The organism is Bacteroides sp. AM37-9, from assembly GCF_003603455.1.
Taxonomy (GTDB): domain Bacteria; phylum Bacteroidota; class Bacteroidia; order Bacteroidales; family Bacteroidaceae; genus Bacteroides; species Bacteroides xylanisolvens.
The window spans coordinates 37,997-53,931 of record NZ_QTNF01000002.1; the positions used below are offsets into that span (position 1 = coordinate 37,997).

The window sequence follows — 15,935 nt, forward strand, 5'->3', positions numbered from 1 at the left end:
ATCAGTACTACAAAAATAATTCAACGGTTATCGGGCATTCTTATACCAACGCGGGTCACCTGCTTCAGCATCCATTTTCAGTTTGAAGTTGCCGTTTGCTGCGTCTTCGAAAAGTTCGGCAACAGTCTTGGATGTATCTGTCCAGGCATTCGGGAAAGTGTTGGTATCAATTGCTTTTCCATGCACATTGAGCACTGCTAATTGTCCGGCTTCGGTAGCAGCAGCTGCATAATTACCGGAGAACTCCCGTACATCCATTTTATAACCGATATTAGGATTACTCGTCACGAAGCAGGCTGAAATATTATTCTTATAGTACAAATTACCATTACCATATCTACTTTCAAAAGGAGTCTTAGCCAAATCTGCCAATGTACAGTTTTCCACCGTAATAACTACACTGTTGGCATCTTTCACATAAATGACACGTTCTGTCATTTTATAAATAGTAGAGTTGGTGATAGTGATTGCTTTAGAACCATAATAGTTGAAAACACTTTGCATGTTCACAAATTGGCAGTCGTCGATAAGTACGGCAGAAAGTAAGTTTTGTGCTCCATTATCTCCGCTTGGCCAGTCACAAACCGTTTTCATGTTAGTAAAATTACATTTCTTGAAGTCTACAACGGCATCAGTAGCAAGTTGGGCAGTTTCACTGTTTGTCAGCAAAGCAGTTGAGTTATCGCCTGTTATATCCAAATTGTTCAATGCAATTTTTTGAAGACTGGTGTACTGTATCTGTTTCAGGTTGACTTTCACTTGTTCTTCGGTGTCTCCAATCAGCAGCAACTCCGTAACAGCTTCGGGCACAACCATTACATCGCTAAAGGTATAGCCATCCGCATTGGCAGCGAACACTAAAGCAGCCTTACCGGAAGCACCGGACAATACCGTAGATAAGTCAGTCTCCGCAGTAATCGCTTTCTGTGCATAGTCGGCAGGTATAGCTTCATTTTCAGATACTTTATCGCCATTACCTTCTTCGTTTCCGCCATCACCCCAAGGTGTGTTACTACCGGAGCCGCCACCTACTTCTCCGCTCGTTTCTTTTCCGACAGTAATATCGAACGTATATTCATTGCCTGCTACAAATTTATCAATCTTGCTGGTTTCGGGCACTGTATACTGATATTTGCCACCATCTGCCAGAATAGTAAGCGACAACTTATTTTTCAACTCTTCAGTAGGCAACATGATGCCAATGAAAGACTTATTATCCTTTTTCTGCAAAGCCACGGATTTCTGTGTACCTATATTATTTAATGTACCGTCTATCAGATTAAAAGTAGCCGTAGTGTTTATCCCCCCTACCGTAACACTTGTTACATTCGACACATTTTCATTCGTAATGTTGACACGCAAAAGCACTAACTGATGATGGAAAGTGAACGCCAATCCTCCTGCCAACAATGATTCCGTTGACTGGTTGGCAGCCTTTGCCCACATTAAATCGTGGGCAGAGATACCATTAGACTGATCGCTTATATCTACTTTATAAAGTGCTGCCGTAGCGTCAATAACATCCGCAGATGTGGCATGCGGATAATAGGCTACGAAATTTGTAGGCATATCATAGATTGCTATTCCGGGGTCGGACGAGAAATTCACCGTCAGTCCCTCACCAATCGTAGTATATTTCACATTAAGGGCATCGTTCAATACATTCTTATCTTCTGTATCGAACATATATATACCGATAGCATCGCCGTTCTCCCATTCACTAGTTTCGCTATTCAATCGTGTAGAAAAACGGTCGTTACCCGAACTGATCGTGCGGAGCATTCTTTGACCATCGCCATCAGTAAGAGAATTTTCATTAACTTCACTACAAGCTACTGCCAATGTTCCGGCAACCGCAAAGAAAAATAAATGTTTCAGCTTCATAATATTCTATTTTAATTTTATTCCTAATCATGTAAATTCATACTCTCAACTCTAATTTAAGGCAACCAACGAGTATCACCGGCACGACTGCTTACGATCGGAGAAGAGGTATCCTTAATCGTCAAGTCTCCATTAACCGGATCGGCAAACAGTTTGTCTGCTGTAATCTCAAGGTCTGTCGCATTCATCTTGCTGCCACCCAACGCATAATCTGCTGTGGTATAGTTGTCGGAGAATGTGGTGGTGGTATTAGCGCCGATAGCATACAAATCACCGCAAGGAGATGCCAACAAGATGCCCTGCATTACCAATTTGGAACCTACGGCAGATTCAATGTTAATCAAACGTTGGTTACGGCTGTAATTGTAGATAGTCACATTCTTATATTCCAGTTCGATCGGTTTATCCATATAAGGCGCATAGAAAAGGTTACCCCAACCATAGCCATTGGTACCGTCATTGTCGTTGCTAAACGTACAGTTGCGGAAGATGGCACGGTCTACCTGGTCATAAGACACTCCGTTATCTTTGTCGAAAGACTGAAGGTTGAACAAACCATACGCACTTGTTTGCCATCCACAACCTTCGAAACGACAGCCTTCCATCTCCAGATTCATAATGTACTTGGCATTAGCTGACTGATGGCGCCAGAAACCACGACGAAGACTTATAAAGTCGCAATTTACAAAGCTGACATTCTCTATTGTGTATGCCTTGCTGGTATTCATAAAGTAATTATTGTTTGCTTCATGACGGAATTCGATATTATCGAACTCTAAGCTGGAAAGATAAGAACCTTCTGCAATGCTCCAACTACCTTCGAGGACAACAACAGGTTTAACACCGTCACGACTACCGGCCAAACGGAAGCCCTTCATCAAAGAGAACGGAGTGACGCGGTAAGAAGAACCTACGGGCAAGTAGTATTCCGTACCTTCGGGCACTTCAGGATCGACATCGTTGTTCAACAACATCGCGGACAAATCATCTTCCAAGCCAACTTGTATAGACATGGCCGACGGACCGGCTGTGCGGAATGTTACCTGATTGTAAGGTTTGTCATATTTACGAGGTTTACTGGTATCATACAGATTGACGGCATATAATGTATTCTTGGTCAATCCATCCACTTCAGCATATCCCTGCATCATCTCTTCAATGGTCAGATAGCGGCTAACGCCGGGCAGAGTCGTATTCATCATAGGCATAATGCTTATACTATCCACCGGGTTCTGTTTGTTGTCTTTCTTCCAGCGAATGATAGCGGATGATTCCGTAATCTCGGTTTTAGATACATCTTCCACCAGCCTGGCATACTCCGGACGAGCTTCAGTAGAAGCACTAACGTAGCTCCATTGTGAGTTGTTGGTAGTTTTGGCAGCATTGCTGCGTACACGAATATAGAAAGTAGTTCCGTAAGGAATATCATCAATAAACACATAAGGATCAGTGGTTTCTATCTCCATAAACAAGCTGGTGTAATATTGATCCTGATGCAGTTGTACCGTATAAGAGATAGCATCGTTCACTTGATACCATACCAATGTCACAGAGTTTGCTTTCACCTCCGGTTTCTCCAATACAAACCGGGGCTGGAACAGGTCGTCCACTTTCGTATATTTATCATCTGCCTCGCAGCCTATGAACAGGGTACCGCAAAGGAATGCGGGCAGCATAGCCGTTGCAAGTTTTCGTAATAACTTTATCATAACGTTTATCTTTTTACTGATTAGTATCCATAATAGTTCCGAATCAATCCGCGATGGTCTGTTATGACCTTTGCCGGATAAGGACACAAGTATCTCACAGGATCGGTAGGTTTCACTAATTGATCGTTGTTCTTGTTGATAAATCCACGGAAACTCCATGAAATGGCATCCAATGTTTCATAAAGCTGTGTTTCTTTGTTCAACACTCTCCATCCCAACGCATACTCCAATACCGTGTAACCGGCAGGGCGACCTACACCCGGACCATATTCGTCAATACCTACAATATCCAATACCTTCCGATCAGAATGTTCGGGATCCGTTACTTGTTTGTAATAGATGTTAGATGGTACTTTCTCAATACCCGGCACGTAAGCCCCGTTAGCTACCAGTCCCCAATTAGTCATTTCATTATAAAGATTATAGATGACTTCACCGTACTTATTCCAACGTGCAAGATCGTATTTACGAATACCTTCACCACCAAATTCCCATTTACGCTCATCCATGACAGCTTGGAAGAAGTCTGTTTCGTTAGTCAGACTCTCTACATAACTTTCTACTTTCTCCGTCCATTGAGCCGGATCGAAAGCACGGCGACGAACACGTTTCAGTGCTTCTTTGGCATCGTCACGTGGTCCGTAGATTTCGTTCACTGCTTCTGCATACATCAACAGTACATCTGCAAAACGCATACGTACGCTGTTGATACCGGTATTGGAACCACTGGAAGCACCCAGCGGAGACTGCATATAGAGCTTGGACCATTTCCCGGCACCCATACCGGTCACTCCCATATCAATTTCCTGATTCAGGTCTTTATCATATTTATAAGGTACACAAGTCATATTGCGACGCAAATCATCTTTATCAAATGAATAGACGTAAGTACCGCAGAAAGTCACATAGTTGCGGGCACTACCGTATGAGTGCTTACCTTCCGCAATGGTAACACCGATGTTATAACCATAACGGCTGGTGACACTTTCCAGCATCGGAACAGCAAACAATACATCATCGTTGTTGGCTGTCTTCCAGTTACACTCATTCACCCATAAGCTTTCAAAACTTTGAGTAAGGTCGTGTTTGCTTTCCTTGATTACCTTTCCCAGATAAGTGACGGCAATTTCATAATAATGCTCAAAGTTATCGCCACGTTCCATGTAACCTACATGAGTCACATCCTCTTTGTCGGCACGAAGAGTCCAACCACCGCGATAAAGAGCCAACTGTCCAATAAGCGCTTGGCAATATTCGCGTGAAGCACGTTCTACACCATAATCCAAATCGACTGCATATTTCATCATCGGTTCTACAGCTATCAAGTCGTCGATCAGATATTCCAGAATGACATTGCGGTCGGTAGTACCCAAGCTGAAGAAATCATCGGTCGCTTCCGTTGGTTTGGTTACAAACACGACATCTCCCCATGTACGGATCAAGTCCAGATAGAGCATGGCACGAAGCGTTTTCACTTCTCCATACATCTGTTGTATTTCGGAGGGAGTATCACCTGCTACTTTATCAGAAAACAACGGTGACTCCTGCACAGCCTGCAAAAAGTCGTTGGCATAATTGATAGCATAATAGAGATTATTCCAGGTGGAGTTCAACACCGACCAAGTGGGACGGGAATCAAAACAGCCGATATCCGAGCCATTGGTACTGACAGTGTTGTTCTTGAATGAACTCATTTCCACATCAGTATTCGTATTCAAACCGCTGGCAAGGTTACTTCCGTATAACCCGTCTTCCGTCATGGAAGAGTAGATACGAGTCATCAACGCTTTCATCTCCGATTCGCTGGAAAATATGTACTCGGGAGTAAAACCGGAGCCGGGCTGCACATCAAGAAAATCATCGCAAGACGTCAAAGTGAACAGAGTTCCGGCAATGAGTGAGTATATTAGTTTCTTATTCATTGTTCTTTCATTTTATAGATTTCAATTAAAAAGTCAACTGTGCGCCAAATGTATAGGTGCGGCTACGCGGATAACGGTTATAATCAATATTGGGTGTCAAACCGGTAGCGATGTTCACCTCGGGATCATAACCACTATATCCGGTGAGGGTAAACAGATTATTGCCCGATACGTAGAAACGTACTTTACTCAAACCTACTTTCTTCGTCCAGACACTTGGTAAGGTGTAACCGAGGGTAGCTGAATTAAGACGCAGGAACGAACCGTCTTCCACGGCATACGACATACAGATGGGGCGTCCGATGGAAGTGGGATTCCACATGGTAGCATTCTTATTGAATTCTGCCAGTACTTCCGGACTATAACGGATCTCATTACCCATGTCGTCGAAGTTACGCCAGCGTTTATCCGAAGCGATGTCCATCAGGAAGTTGTTCTCTTTATTGTCCGCCCACGTGGTTAGCATGATTTTGTTGGCATTCAGTACATCAAAATCATACATAAAGTTGAAGAACATACTCATGTCGAATCCTTTATAAGTAGCATTCAAGCCAAAACCTCCCGAGAATTTCGGAGTGGTGTTACCAATAACGGTACGGTCGGCTTCTGTCAACTGATAAGGATTGGTGCTGTTGGGATCTACCGCAGTGAGTTTCTTGAACTTGGCATTACCGGGACGCGGTGTGTCGGACAATGGACTTGAGTCTACCACACCGTCTTTCAGTTTCCATGTTCTTGATTTGGAGTCGAAGGATTCAAAATCGGCTACGGTATAGAATCCGTCATTGACATAACCGTAAATCAAACCACTGGTACCACCCACATAGGCACGATAATCATCCGAGTTCACCACATCATTTCGCCAGCCCGAAGTGAGAATCCATTCTTTTTCACCACTTGCCAGTTTGTCAATCTTATTTTTGTTATGGCCGATATTAAAGGTGGCGTTCAGTGAGAAATCTTTCGTCTCTACCAGCCAGGCATTCAGTTGAAGTTCTATACCCCGATTGGATGTCTGTCCCACATTGGTCATCAGTTTAGTGTAACCTGTGTAACCTGGAATATCCGAAGGTACCAGCAAATCTTTGACCGTATTCCAATACACATCAATCGTACCGCTAAGGCGTTCTTTAAAGAAGCCGAAATCAAGACCAATGTTACGTGTGATGGTGGTTTCCCATTTCACATCAGGATTGTACACATATTTAGAGTTATAAAAGTTATAGTAATAGTGGCTGACTTCTCCCCATCCGGCAGGACGAGAACTGCTTACCCCATACAATTTCTGATAAAGGTCGGCATCGATGCGGTCGTTACCGGAAGAACCGTAGCTTAATCTCAACTTTAAGTTGGATACGACCTGACTATCTTTCAAAAAGTCCTCGTTAGAGATACGCCATGCCAACGCTCCTGCCGGGAAGAATCCCCAGCGGTTACCTTTGGCAAATTTGGAAGAGCCATCGGCACGTAGCGTTACCGTAGCGAGGTATTTATCATTATAGCCATAGTTGATACGGCCAAAGAATGAAGAAATACGCGAGGGAGAGGCCGCTGACGAGGAGTTCTCGTAAGGAGTACCTAGCGACAAATTATCAAAGACCTTTTCTGCCGTAATATTTTCCGGGAAAAAGCGGGTAGAGTAAGTTTTGGTAGTAGTCTGGTTATGCTTGATTTCCTGTCCCAACATCAGACGGATATCATGTACATCTTTTAGCATAAAGTTGTAGTTCCACACGTTAGTAAGCTGCCATTTGGTACCTTGTTTCATGCTCCATTCCGCCACCGGCTGGTTATTGTTGCTACGAGCTTTACTAGTCTCCATACCCCAGAAACGGCGTTGTTCTTCAGAGTTATTTTCGAAACCGAATTCGCTGCGGAAGGTCATACCTTTCATAATATCCCAAGTCACGGCTCCCATTGTGTTGAGCGACTTGTTGATTCTCTTTTTATAATTTCTTTCCGATTCTTCTTTCGGATTGAAACGAGTCACCTCTTCCAGTTGGTCGGGATCAAAGTATGTATCGTCTTCAGGAAGCGTCATGTACTCATCCAAGCCAGTAGTAGGAGCTTCGCGCAAAGCTGTAAGCAAGCTGACCCCCTCCGTACCGGAACCATCTACTTCCTTATGCAACAAACGCGTACGATATTCCAACGTCAGGAATTTAAAAGGCTTGAAGCTGAAAGAGGCATTCATATTGTTTTGCTTCAATCCGTTGCCTACCATCACACTTGGCTGATCCTGATGGATAAAGGAAATTTTATATTTGGCTTTATCCGTACCACCATTCACACTAAGGTCTACATATTTAGCCACCGGATTGGAACCAAACACTTCGTCTTGCCAGTCAGTTCCGGCATTACCCTGATAGATATAGTGTTCATAAGCATGTCCATACTTATTATTGAAAGCAGTAGGGTTCGAACTTTTCTGACGCGCATTTTCGTATTGCATCAGTACAAATTCGTAAGGGTCCATCACATCCAGTTTGTTAGAAAGTTCTTTGGTCTGCACATAAGTGTTCAGACTAATGACAACCCGTCCTTCAACAGGACGTTTGGTTGTCACCAAAATAACACCGTTCGCACCGCGTGCACCATAGATGGCCGTAGAGGCCGCATCTTTCAACACCTCGATAGATTCAATATCGGTAGGAGGAACATCGTTCAGGCTGCCCACTTCAAATCCGTCCAATATGATAAGCGGACTGTTATCCTGTGTGATAGAACCGCCACCACGCACCAAAATCTTGATTTCAGCATCCGGCGAGCCGTCTACAGCCGTCACCTGTACGCCCGGCAGTTTACCAACGATAGCTTCGGCAGCAGAAGTAGTTTGTACTTTCTCCAATATCTTGCCGGATACGCTGGCGATAGAACCGGTCAGGTTACCTCTTTTCTGCGTTCCATAGCCGATTACGACTACGTCGTCCAACATTCCGACAGCTTCTTTCATGTGGATATTAATGTTCGAGGTACGTCCTTTCAACGGTTCTTTTGCTTCTTCCATACCTACATAGCGAACTATCAACACGGCCTTGGCTACATTGGACACGCCAGTCAATGTAAATTTACCGTCCAAATCGGTCGTGGCACCTACCGAAGTGCCTTGCACCGTTACTGTGGCACCAATCACCGGCCCCATGTCGTCGGTCACCGTACCGGTCACAGTAGCAGTCTGTGCCATAGCACCCACCGCTACCCACAGCAGGATAAATATGTTTATGATTATTTTATTCATCATTCTATGCTTTTATTGTAAATAGATTTATTTGCTCCACACCCTTATTTCTTTTCCATCACTATTCCGCCTTGGTTCTGATAGTAAATGATATGCTGAACCAGGTTGTGGAAATAAACTTCGATGTTCGGATAGCGTCCGTTAGGATCAACTGACGAACTGATCTTTTGTGCATCACTCGGATCGTTAGGGTCCAGCCCGTAAGCTTCTTCCCAAATATCAGGAATACCGTCACCATCCGTATCGGGCCAGGGTTTCAATGATTTCACATCAATGTAACCTTCGGTATCTGATACCGTATCAATGATACCCGGTTGTTTGGCTTTACCATCTTCTTCGGGCTTGGAACCTATATAGGTGTAAGTACCATTCTTCACTTCGCGGACTACACGCTGGTCTATCACATCTCTGCGCAAAGAAGCTCCGGCATATTCGAGCACTTTATCGTAAGCCTGTTCAGCCGTATGATTGGTCAGTTTGCTGTAAGGTTGGTAATCTGCCATCTTCATAGCTTGCTTTTCCGCTTCAGGAACCGTACCCAATGAGGAGTCAAATTGACTCCAAACGCCTTCTGTCCAGTTATCAGTCGTAACACCAGTATTTCCCAATACATAGTTGCCATTGATATAAGCTCTGGCAGTAGGGTCACTTGACAGGATACGATAAGAACGATTGTTTGTTCCGGTAGCGGGTCCTGGTTTATAATAGCAGTTGGTTAGATTGAAAGCAGCATACTTTCCGCCATAACTGCCCTGTCCTCTTCCACTCCAGTTGTAGTAGACGTTATTACGTACATCAAAATATCCGGTAAAGTCATAAGATTCCTGTGTACCGGGAGCGGACAAATCGGAGATACGCGGACAGCGGCTACCGTGATGCGCTAACAGTATGTGGTGGAACGAAGCATTGTCGCCACTAAACATAGCACCATATCCATGGGCACCCTTAGCATGGTTAGACAGGTTCATACTTTCGGAAGCAATACACCACTGTGCGGTAAAGTTCTGCACACCATAGAAAGTCAGTGTCTCATCCACGCTCCATCCGGCTGTAATGTGATCGATAATGGCATCTTTGAAATAACGTCCGCCAATAGCATCTTCTCCATAATCAGCAAACTGATCGCCCGGACGGCAACGCAAGAAACGAACAACAGCATTCAGGCTGGAGCCTGCACCTAGAGCCGGGTCTTTAGCGAGATTGAAGGTGAAGTTGTAATTCTTCAGCGTGATACCGTCACCCGGTGCAGTCTGACCGATGATACTCAAATTAGGAAATTCGTTCAAATACAATCCTCTTTTCAATTCGATGATACCGGATACATCAAAGATGATGGTACGCGGTTGATTGGACTTTTCAATTCCGTAGCGCAAACTGCCCTCAATAGGAGTTTCGTTTTTGTTATAATCTGCCAGCGTTGTCACACGATAGATTTCTCCACCACGGCCACCGGTCGTAAAACGTCCGCCGCCTTCGGCACCCGGGAAAGCCAATATAGAAGTAGAATGGTCGTCACCGATGCTTGTATCAGGTTTGCCATATTGGAAGATGGTAATCACTTTATCCAACATTTCTACCGTTGCCGTACGTGGGAAGGCTGTTTCATTATCTTGTATATTCAATACGACTTCATCGGCCGTAGAGTTTCTCTTGTCCTGTGTAATCCAAGTTTCGGATATTACAGCATCATAATCCACCGGATTTTCTCCTTGCGGAGCCGAGATAACCAGCGTACGACATTTATAAGGAATGATATACTCATCCTGCTCTATAGTCACCGCACCGCTTACACCGTCTTGGGTTACTTTCAGAACGCGTTGCAAAGTATAGTCTCCTACGGATTTGAATACCAGGACAGCTGTTCTGGTTTTGTTCGTATTGGCATCTACAGCAAATGTTACTTCGTCTGTCACAAAACTGCGAGTTCTGGGAGTTGTTTCCTGCAACTTAATCCAGTTGTATTCTTCTGCTATCTCCAATTCCCATTCCACATTTGCCACTACCTTACAGGTAAATGTACCTTCTCTGAATGACAAAGGGTCGGATGAACAATCGAACAATATATCAGGATCGGCCCCCAATTGCTCTACGCTAATCTCCTGTTCCAATGCAGAACCTGCGCCCGACATGGACACTTTTACTGTCCCTGTACGTTTAGGACCATCTGTATTCTTAGTGAAAAACAAGCGGAGATCACCATTTCCCTCTCCAGAGTTCTTTGATATACTCAACCAGCCGTCTGTCGAGGTCACTTCGGCAGTCCATGCAGAGGTAGCCGTTACGTTGATTGTAAACGAACCGTCCACATTGCTCAACTTCACCTCATTCTTCGACACTTCCAGTTTGGCAGCTGTCGCAGCCGCATTGGATTCGTCATCCGAACTACATGCGCTCAACAATCCGGCCAACAATATGAATAGAAAATATCTCATGTTTTATATCTTTATATTGTTAATACTCTATTGATTATTTAATCCAATGCGGGTCACCGATTCCGTTGGTATATACTTCGGAGTTTTTATCGGTGATCGTGAAGTCTCTACCAGCCACATCTTTGAAGAGTGTTTCCATCGGGAGAGTTGTTTCTACTGGCATTTCAGCAGCATCGACTCCCCAATTAGCCACGACAAAGCCATTGGTGCGATAGTTATTCTCGAAAGTCTTGCTTGTGACGTTTCTTGTAGTAAACCAGGTTCCCTGACCGGCTTCACAAACACCACTAAAGAGATTATTACGGACAACCAAGTGGAATGAAGAGGTATTCTTCGGATTTAAGTCGAAGAAGGTCATTGCAGCAGGAGCCATACTCACAAATGTACAATTCTCTATTGTCACATTCAGTTCGCCTGTCATACTACCCAAGCCGGTTATCAAAGCTCTTGTGAGATTGTTGGCATGGAACGTAGAATTCTTGAACACAAAGTTGTGTACCGGCGCGTCCTGCTTGGTAGAAAGACCGAACAGGCCACTTCCACCGGAATTCAAGCCTAAGAAACGACAATTTTCAATCACAATATGATCGGCAATCTGTTTCTGTGCAGCGTTTACTTCCTGATACCACATTGTACGTACCAAATCGCTGATTTCACAGTTCTTCCAAGAGATAGTAGATACATGGAAAGCTTGGTTTTTAAACTTAAAGAAATCGGAAGTTGTCACCTTTATTTTCAGATTCTCGAAGTGGAAGGCTTCAATAATGGCATCAGGACAGTTGATACTCATGTTGCCCATTTCCATAAATGCTAATTCTTCACCATCACCCGGTGCCTGTCCCATGATGTAGAGGGCCTTCGGTATTTCGGTCTGTGTACCTAATTTATAGGTAGCACCTGCTTTCAGGAAAAGTTTCACCTCATCCACAGAAGCATCCGCCAGCATTGATTTACAGATTGATTCAAGGTTCTCTTCCGGACTTACATATCTGTATCCGTCAGGAATTCTCATCGGAGCTTCCGGATTGATGTCTTCTTCGTTCCAGCCTTCCGAAGCAATCGTTACCGTGTAATCTTGTATGACCGGTTCGTCTACGTTGTTCAACGCAAATGCCACTTGCACTGTATCGTCGGGCAAGATGGAAAATGCTCCATCAATAGCTTTAGATTGAACCACTGTATTGTTTTTATCCAGATAGTCGATACGCACGGATACTTGTTCGCCTTCACTTTGAGTTTGAAACAAGACAAAGTCATCGGTGTAATTCACTCCGCCAGTAGTCGTTTCCTTCTCACGTTGTACGTTTATCGGAGTTTTTACAAAAGTCGCGTCCGAAAGTTTATAACCCGAAATGGGTGAAGAAACAACTGCGCGCAATTTCGAATAGCTCTTATCCGATTTACGATCGGTAGACTTCAGACGAAGTACACCTGTACGATTGTACATACGCACGCTTAGTGGTTCGTTAAATGGAGATTTGTATGTCACCGGTGCTGAAATAGCATACTTTGTTTTAGCAGTCGGATCCTGATGTATCACAATGTCATTCAGATTCCTCGGGCTGGGAATAGAATCGGATTGTGTAGTGGAAATTATGTTATAACTTCCATTAGGCAACTGAAAACGATAAAGCGACGAATAATTGGCTACATACTCACCATCAGCCGTATAGATAAACAGAGGTTTGTTAGATGCACCAGTGTTCACAGCCCATGGCTGGTCATCCAGAAACAGTTCTATCTCTTTTACTACCGAGGTGGCGTATCGTTCTTCTTCCGAACAAGCTGTTATTCCCAACAGGAGTATGAATCCTGTCAGCGAATAGAATATATTTCTCATATAACTCCTGTTTTTAAAATTCTGAAACTTCTATTGTAAACGGTTGAGTGGATATACCTTTATACACCATTGCGCGTACCGAAGGCCACGGCTCATCCAGGTAATTCTCATCCGTAATTTTCATATGTACGGTAGAACGCTTGGAAGACTCAAAGCCTATACCGGTATCGAGAGGACTGATAATACGATTCACCTCCTCGCCTCCTTTCAGATATACCACATCGATAGATGTTCTGGAATCTCCATTCACTGTGGGAAACGAATAAACCGAAGCGCCAAAGCCGGTAGAGAGATTAGTGGAGATGGTTACATTTTCTGTAATACATTCTTTGCTTTTTACTTTATAGCCTATTGCTACATTCGTAAAAGTAACATTCAACTGGTCAAAACGGGTGATTGCATTCAATTCTTCTTCCGTCTCTTTCGGCTGGAAGACTGCTTGTCCTACCAAACGCTTCAACTCTACATTCAGCGAACAGATCGAGTTATCTGAAGTAAAACCTACCACTTCCGAAATATAAACCGGTTTTTGAGCGTATGCATCCTGATAAACCACCACTTTAGAAAGACTATCTGTATCTACCAGGTGATCGGCATTTGCCACAATAAAGGTTTGCAGATTTTCTCCTAAAGGAAGGTCTACTTTTAAAGATCCATCATTTAAAGGGAGATTTTTACCATACACCATGGAATCTTGCAGGTACACATAAACACCGACCTCGGTAATTCCATATTCGGCAAAAGTTTCAAGACTAGCCCTACTGAAAGAAACGCCCACCGGATGGGTTTCGGGCACATTGGGAAGTTGTTCATTCGGTTTCCATTCATCATCCATTTGCTGTGAACAAGAACAGCAAAGCAGAAATGACAGAAGAAATAAACTTGCTAGATGTTTCATAAATATTAGTTTATATATAATTTAAAGATATACAATTATTAAAAGAATAAAAATTCTATGCCCTTTTTCTGTAAAAGGCAGATGCAAGCCTAAGGAGGATTGGCTATTATAAGTGCTGACTTCATGTTTCCCATTTATTTAGATTTTCATTGTATATTAATGATGTTTTTCGCTAGAGTGAATTCTTTGTTCTTTCACCAGTGCAAAATTGAGAATTAAGCAAGAGAAGATAGAGTAAGATTTAGTAGAAAAGGAGTAAAAAACGGACTGGGGCAAAAAAGTGCCCCTCCAGTGTAGCCATGTATCCAAACGATATGCCCTTCAAGTGTTATCATCAAACACCTGAAGGGCATATCATCTAAATTCACCGCATTGAACGGAGAGTTGCTGATTACCTATTTGTTCTGTGCGTTGACTATATTTTGCACCAAACTATTCAAATATACCTCAAGATTCGTATATTGTCCATTCGGATCTTTCGTTTTTGTATTCCCATCTGCAGGATTATTCGGATCAAGTCCGTTTTTTATTTCCCACTCGTCAGGCATACCGTCACCGTCCGAATCTACCGGTGCCGAAAAACCTGCTATTGATAGTTCCGGCCAGGGAGAATCACCTGTATCTTTGGGGCTATTGATAAATCCGGGTTTGTTTCCTTCTCCTGTGAAAGTTGCCTTTCCTTTTCGGGTATCAGAGATGATACGTTTATCTACTTCATCCCGATAATTGCTGCAACCTGCAAAATTCATCACTTGTTCATAAGCCTTATCAGCCGAATAGGTGGTGATTACTCCAAAATCAAGAGGTTCTTTCAGGCGAATCGCTTCTTTGGCTTCTTCCGTCCACAGGAAATCTACTTTTGCATCATTCTTCAGTTGGGCATAGATCCCATCCGTCCAGTTATCGACAGTCACTTTGTTATTACCTTCTATCTTATTTCCATCAATATAGAAAGTTCCCCATTTCTGCAGGTATGGTTGAAAAGCCAGGTTCTTTTTGGGTTCTCCATCGATGTAGACGTAAGCTTGCGGATAAACTCCGACTTTGGCAATGCGATATTGCACCTGTTTGGAGGCTTGTTTGGTTGCCGGTCCGGGTTTATAGTAGTTATTGACAATATTGACATGCTGGTCCTCTCCGCCATAGCAACCGTTTCCGGCCCAGTTATAAAAAACATTATTGCGAATATCAACACATTCGCCAAGAGCCAGTGTGGAAGGACGAGGTCCCAGACGCGGTACCCGGCTTTCACAATGAGCAATCAAATTATGATGGTAGGAAGCTTTATGTCCTCCCCAGTTACCTCCATATCCATGCGCTCCTTTTACATGAGTTGCTTTTCTTAATGCTTCAGACGCAATGCACCATTGCACTGTAGAGTTTTCCATTCCATAAACGGAAAGACATTCATCCACACTCCAACTGATAGAGCAATGATCTACCATAATATCTTTCTTATCACAGCCGCCCAGCCCATCGGGTTCTTTTCCACTTGCCTCTCCGGGACGGAAACGAAGAAAACGGATGATTACATTATTAGAATTAATGGAAAAGCCATAATCAGCCAGACAAATGCCACCGGGAGAAGTCTGTCCTGCAATAGTCAGATTGTCTTTGCCTGTTCTCAACTCCGATTTCAACCGGATGGTACCTGCCACATCAAAAACAATGGTTTTAGGTCCATTTTGTTTCAAAGCCCAACGCAAAGTTCCCTGTGAACCATCGTCTTCCAAAGAAGTCACATGATACACCTTTCCTCCACGCCCGCCTGTCGTATATCTGCCGTGTCCTTCAGCACCGGGGAAAGCCACAACTTTATCTTCCTGAACCTTTGCCTCCTGCTCTCCGGTCATATCATAAGAAAAGGACATCATTCCTACCGCAACCATTATCAGCAGACAACCATAAACTAATTTTCTTTTCATTTCCACATTCATAATTATTAGATAATGAAACAAAAGTAGTGGAAGCCTTTCATATCTATATTCATTTTTTGACCAATAATGGGGATA

At 43.5% G+C, this 15,935-nt stretch carries 8 protein-coding genes; all 8 read right to left on the reverse strand.

Annotated elements, in window-relative coordinates; genetic code table 11:
* Positions 1-27 precede the first annotated feature (27 nt).
* The 8 genes from DW862_RS01545 to DW862_RS01580 all read right to left on the reverse strand — a co-directional run bounded on the left by DW862_RS01545 (position 28) and on the right by DW862_RS01580 (position 15,848).
* Positions 28-1,884 (reverse strand): fimbrillin family protein, encoded by a 1,857-nt coding sequence (locus DW862_RS01545; protein WP_120067167.1) that lies wholly within the window; start codon positions 1,882-1,884, stop codon positions 28-30.
* Positions 1,885-1,940: 56 nt separating this feature from the next.
* On the reverse strand, positions 1,941-3,593 hold the full coding sequence (locus tag DW862_RS01550) for a DUF5123 domain-containing protein (RefSeq protein ID WP_120067168.1): 1,653 nt from the start codon (positions 3,591-3,593) through the stop codon (positions 1,941-1,943).
* Positions 3,594-3,613: 20 nt separating this feature from the next.
* Positions 3,614-5,515, reverse strand: a complete 1,902-nt coding sequence (locus DW862_RS01555; RefSeq protein ID WP_120067169.1) for a RagB/SusD family nutrient uptake outer membrane protein — start codon at positions 5,513-5,515, stop codon at positions 3,614-3,616.
* A gap of 25 nt (positions 5,516-5,540) precedes the next feature.
* Positions 5,541-8,753, reverse strand: a complete 3,213-nt coding sequence (locus DW862_RS01560; protein WP_120067170.1) for a TonB-dependent receptor — start codon at positions 8,751-8,753, stop codon at positions 5,541-5,543.
* A 44-nt stretch (positions 8,754-8,797) separates the two neighbouring features.
* Positions 8,798-11,185: a BACON domain-containing protein gene (locus DW862_RS01565; protein WP_120067171.1), complete on the reverse strand. Its 2,388-nt coding sequence runs from the start codon at positions 11,183-11,185 to the stop codon at positions 8,798-8,800.
* A gap of 34 nt (positions 11,186-11,219) precedes the next feature.
* Positions 11,220-13,025, reverse strand: coding sequence for a DUF5123 domain-containing protein (locus DW862_RS01570; protein ID WP_120067172.1), 1,806 nt, complete (start codon positions 13,023-13,025; stop codon positions 11,220-11,222).
* 13 nt (positions 13,026-13,038) lie between these two features.
* Positions 13,039-13,923, reverse strand: a complete 885-nt coding sequence (locus DW862_RS01575; protein WP_120067173.1) for a hypothetical protein — start codon at positions 13,921-13,923, stop codon at positions 13,039-13,041.
* Between the two features lie 395 nt (positions 13,924-14,318).
* Positions 14,319-15,848: a pectate lyase gene (locus DW862_RS01580; protein WP_120067241.1), complete on the reverse strand. Its 1,530-nt coding sequence runs from the start codon at positions 15,846-15,848 to the stop codon at positions 14,319-14,321.
* Positions 15,849-15,935 lie beyond the last annotated feature (87 nt).

Excerpts from the sequence above, each read along its gene's own strand:
- DW862_RS01545 (WP_120067167.1), bottom strand. The coding sequence starts at position 1,884 with ATGAAGCTGAAACATTTATTTTTCTTTGCGGTTGCCGGAACATTGGCA.
- DW862_RS01550 (WP_120067168.1), bottom strand. The coding sequence starts at position 3,593 with ATGATAAAGTTATTACGAAAACTTGCAACGGCTATGCTGCCCGCATTC.
- DW862_RS01555 (WP_120067169.1), bottom strand. The coding sequence starts at position 5,515 with ATGAATAAGAAACTAATATACTCACTCATTGCCGGAACTCTGTTCACT.
- DW862_RS01560 (WP_120067170.1), bottom strand. The coding sequence starts at position 8,753 with ATGAATAAAATAATCATAAACATATTTATCCTGCTGTGGGTAGCGGTG.
- DW862_RS01565 (WP_120067171.1), bottom strand. The coding sequence starts at position 11,185 with ATGAGATATTTTCTATTCATATTGTTGGCCGGATTGTTGAGCGCATGT.
- DW862_RS01570 (WP_120067172.1), bottom strand. The coding sequence starts at position 13,025 with ATGAGAAATATATTCTATTCGCTGACAGGATTCATACTCCTGTTGGGA.
- DW862_RS01575 (WP_120067173.1), bottom strand. The coding sequence starts at position 13,923 with ATGAAACATCTAGCAAGTTTATTTCTTCTGTCATTTCTGCTTTGCTGT.
- DW862_RS01580 (WP_120067241.1), bottom strand. The coding sequence starts at position 15,848 with ATGAAAAGAAAATTAGTTTATGGTTGTCTGCTGATAATGGTTGCGGTA.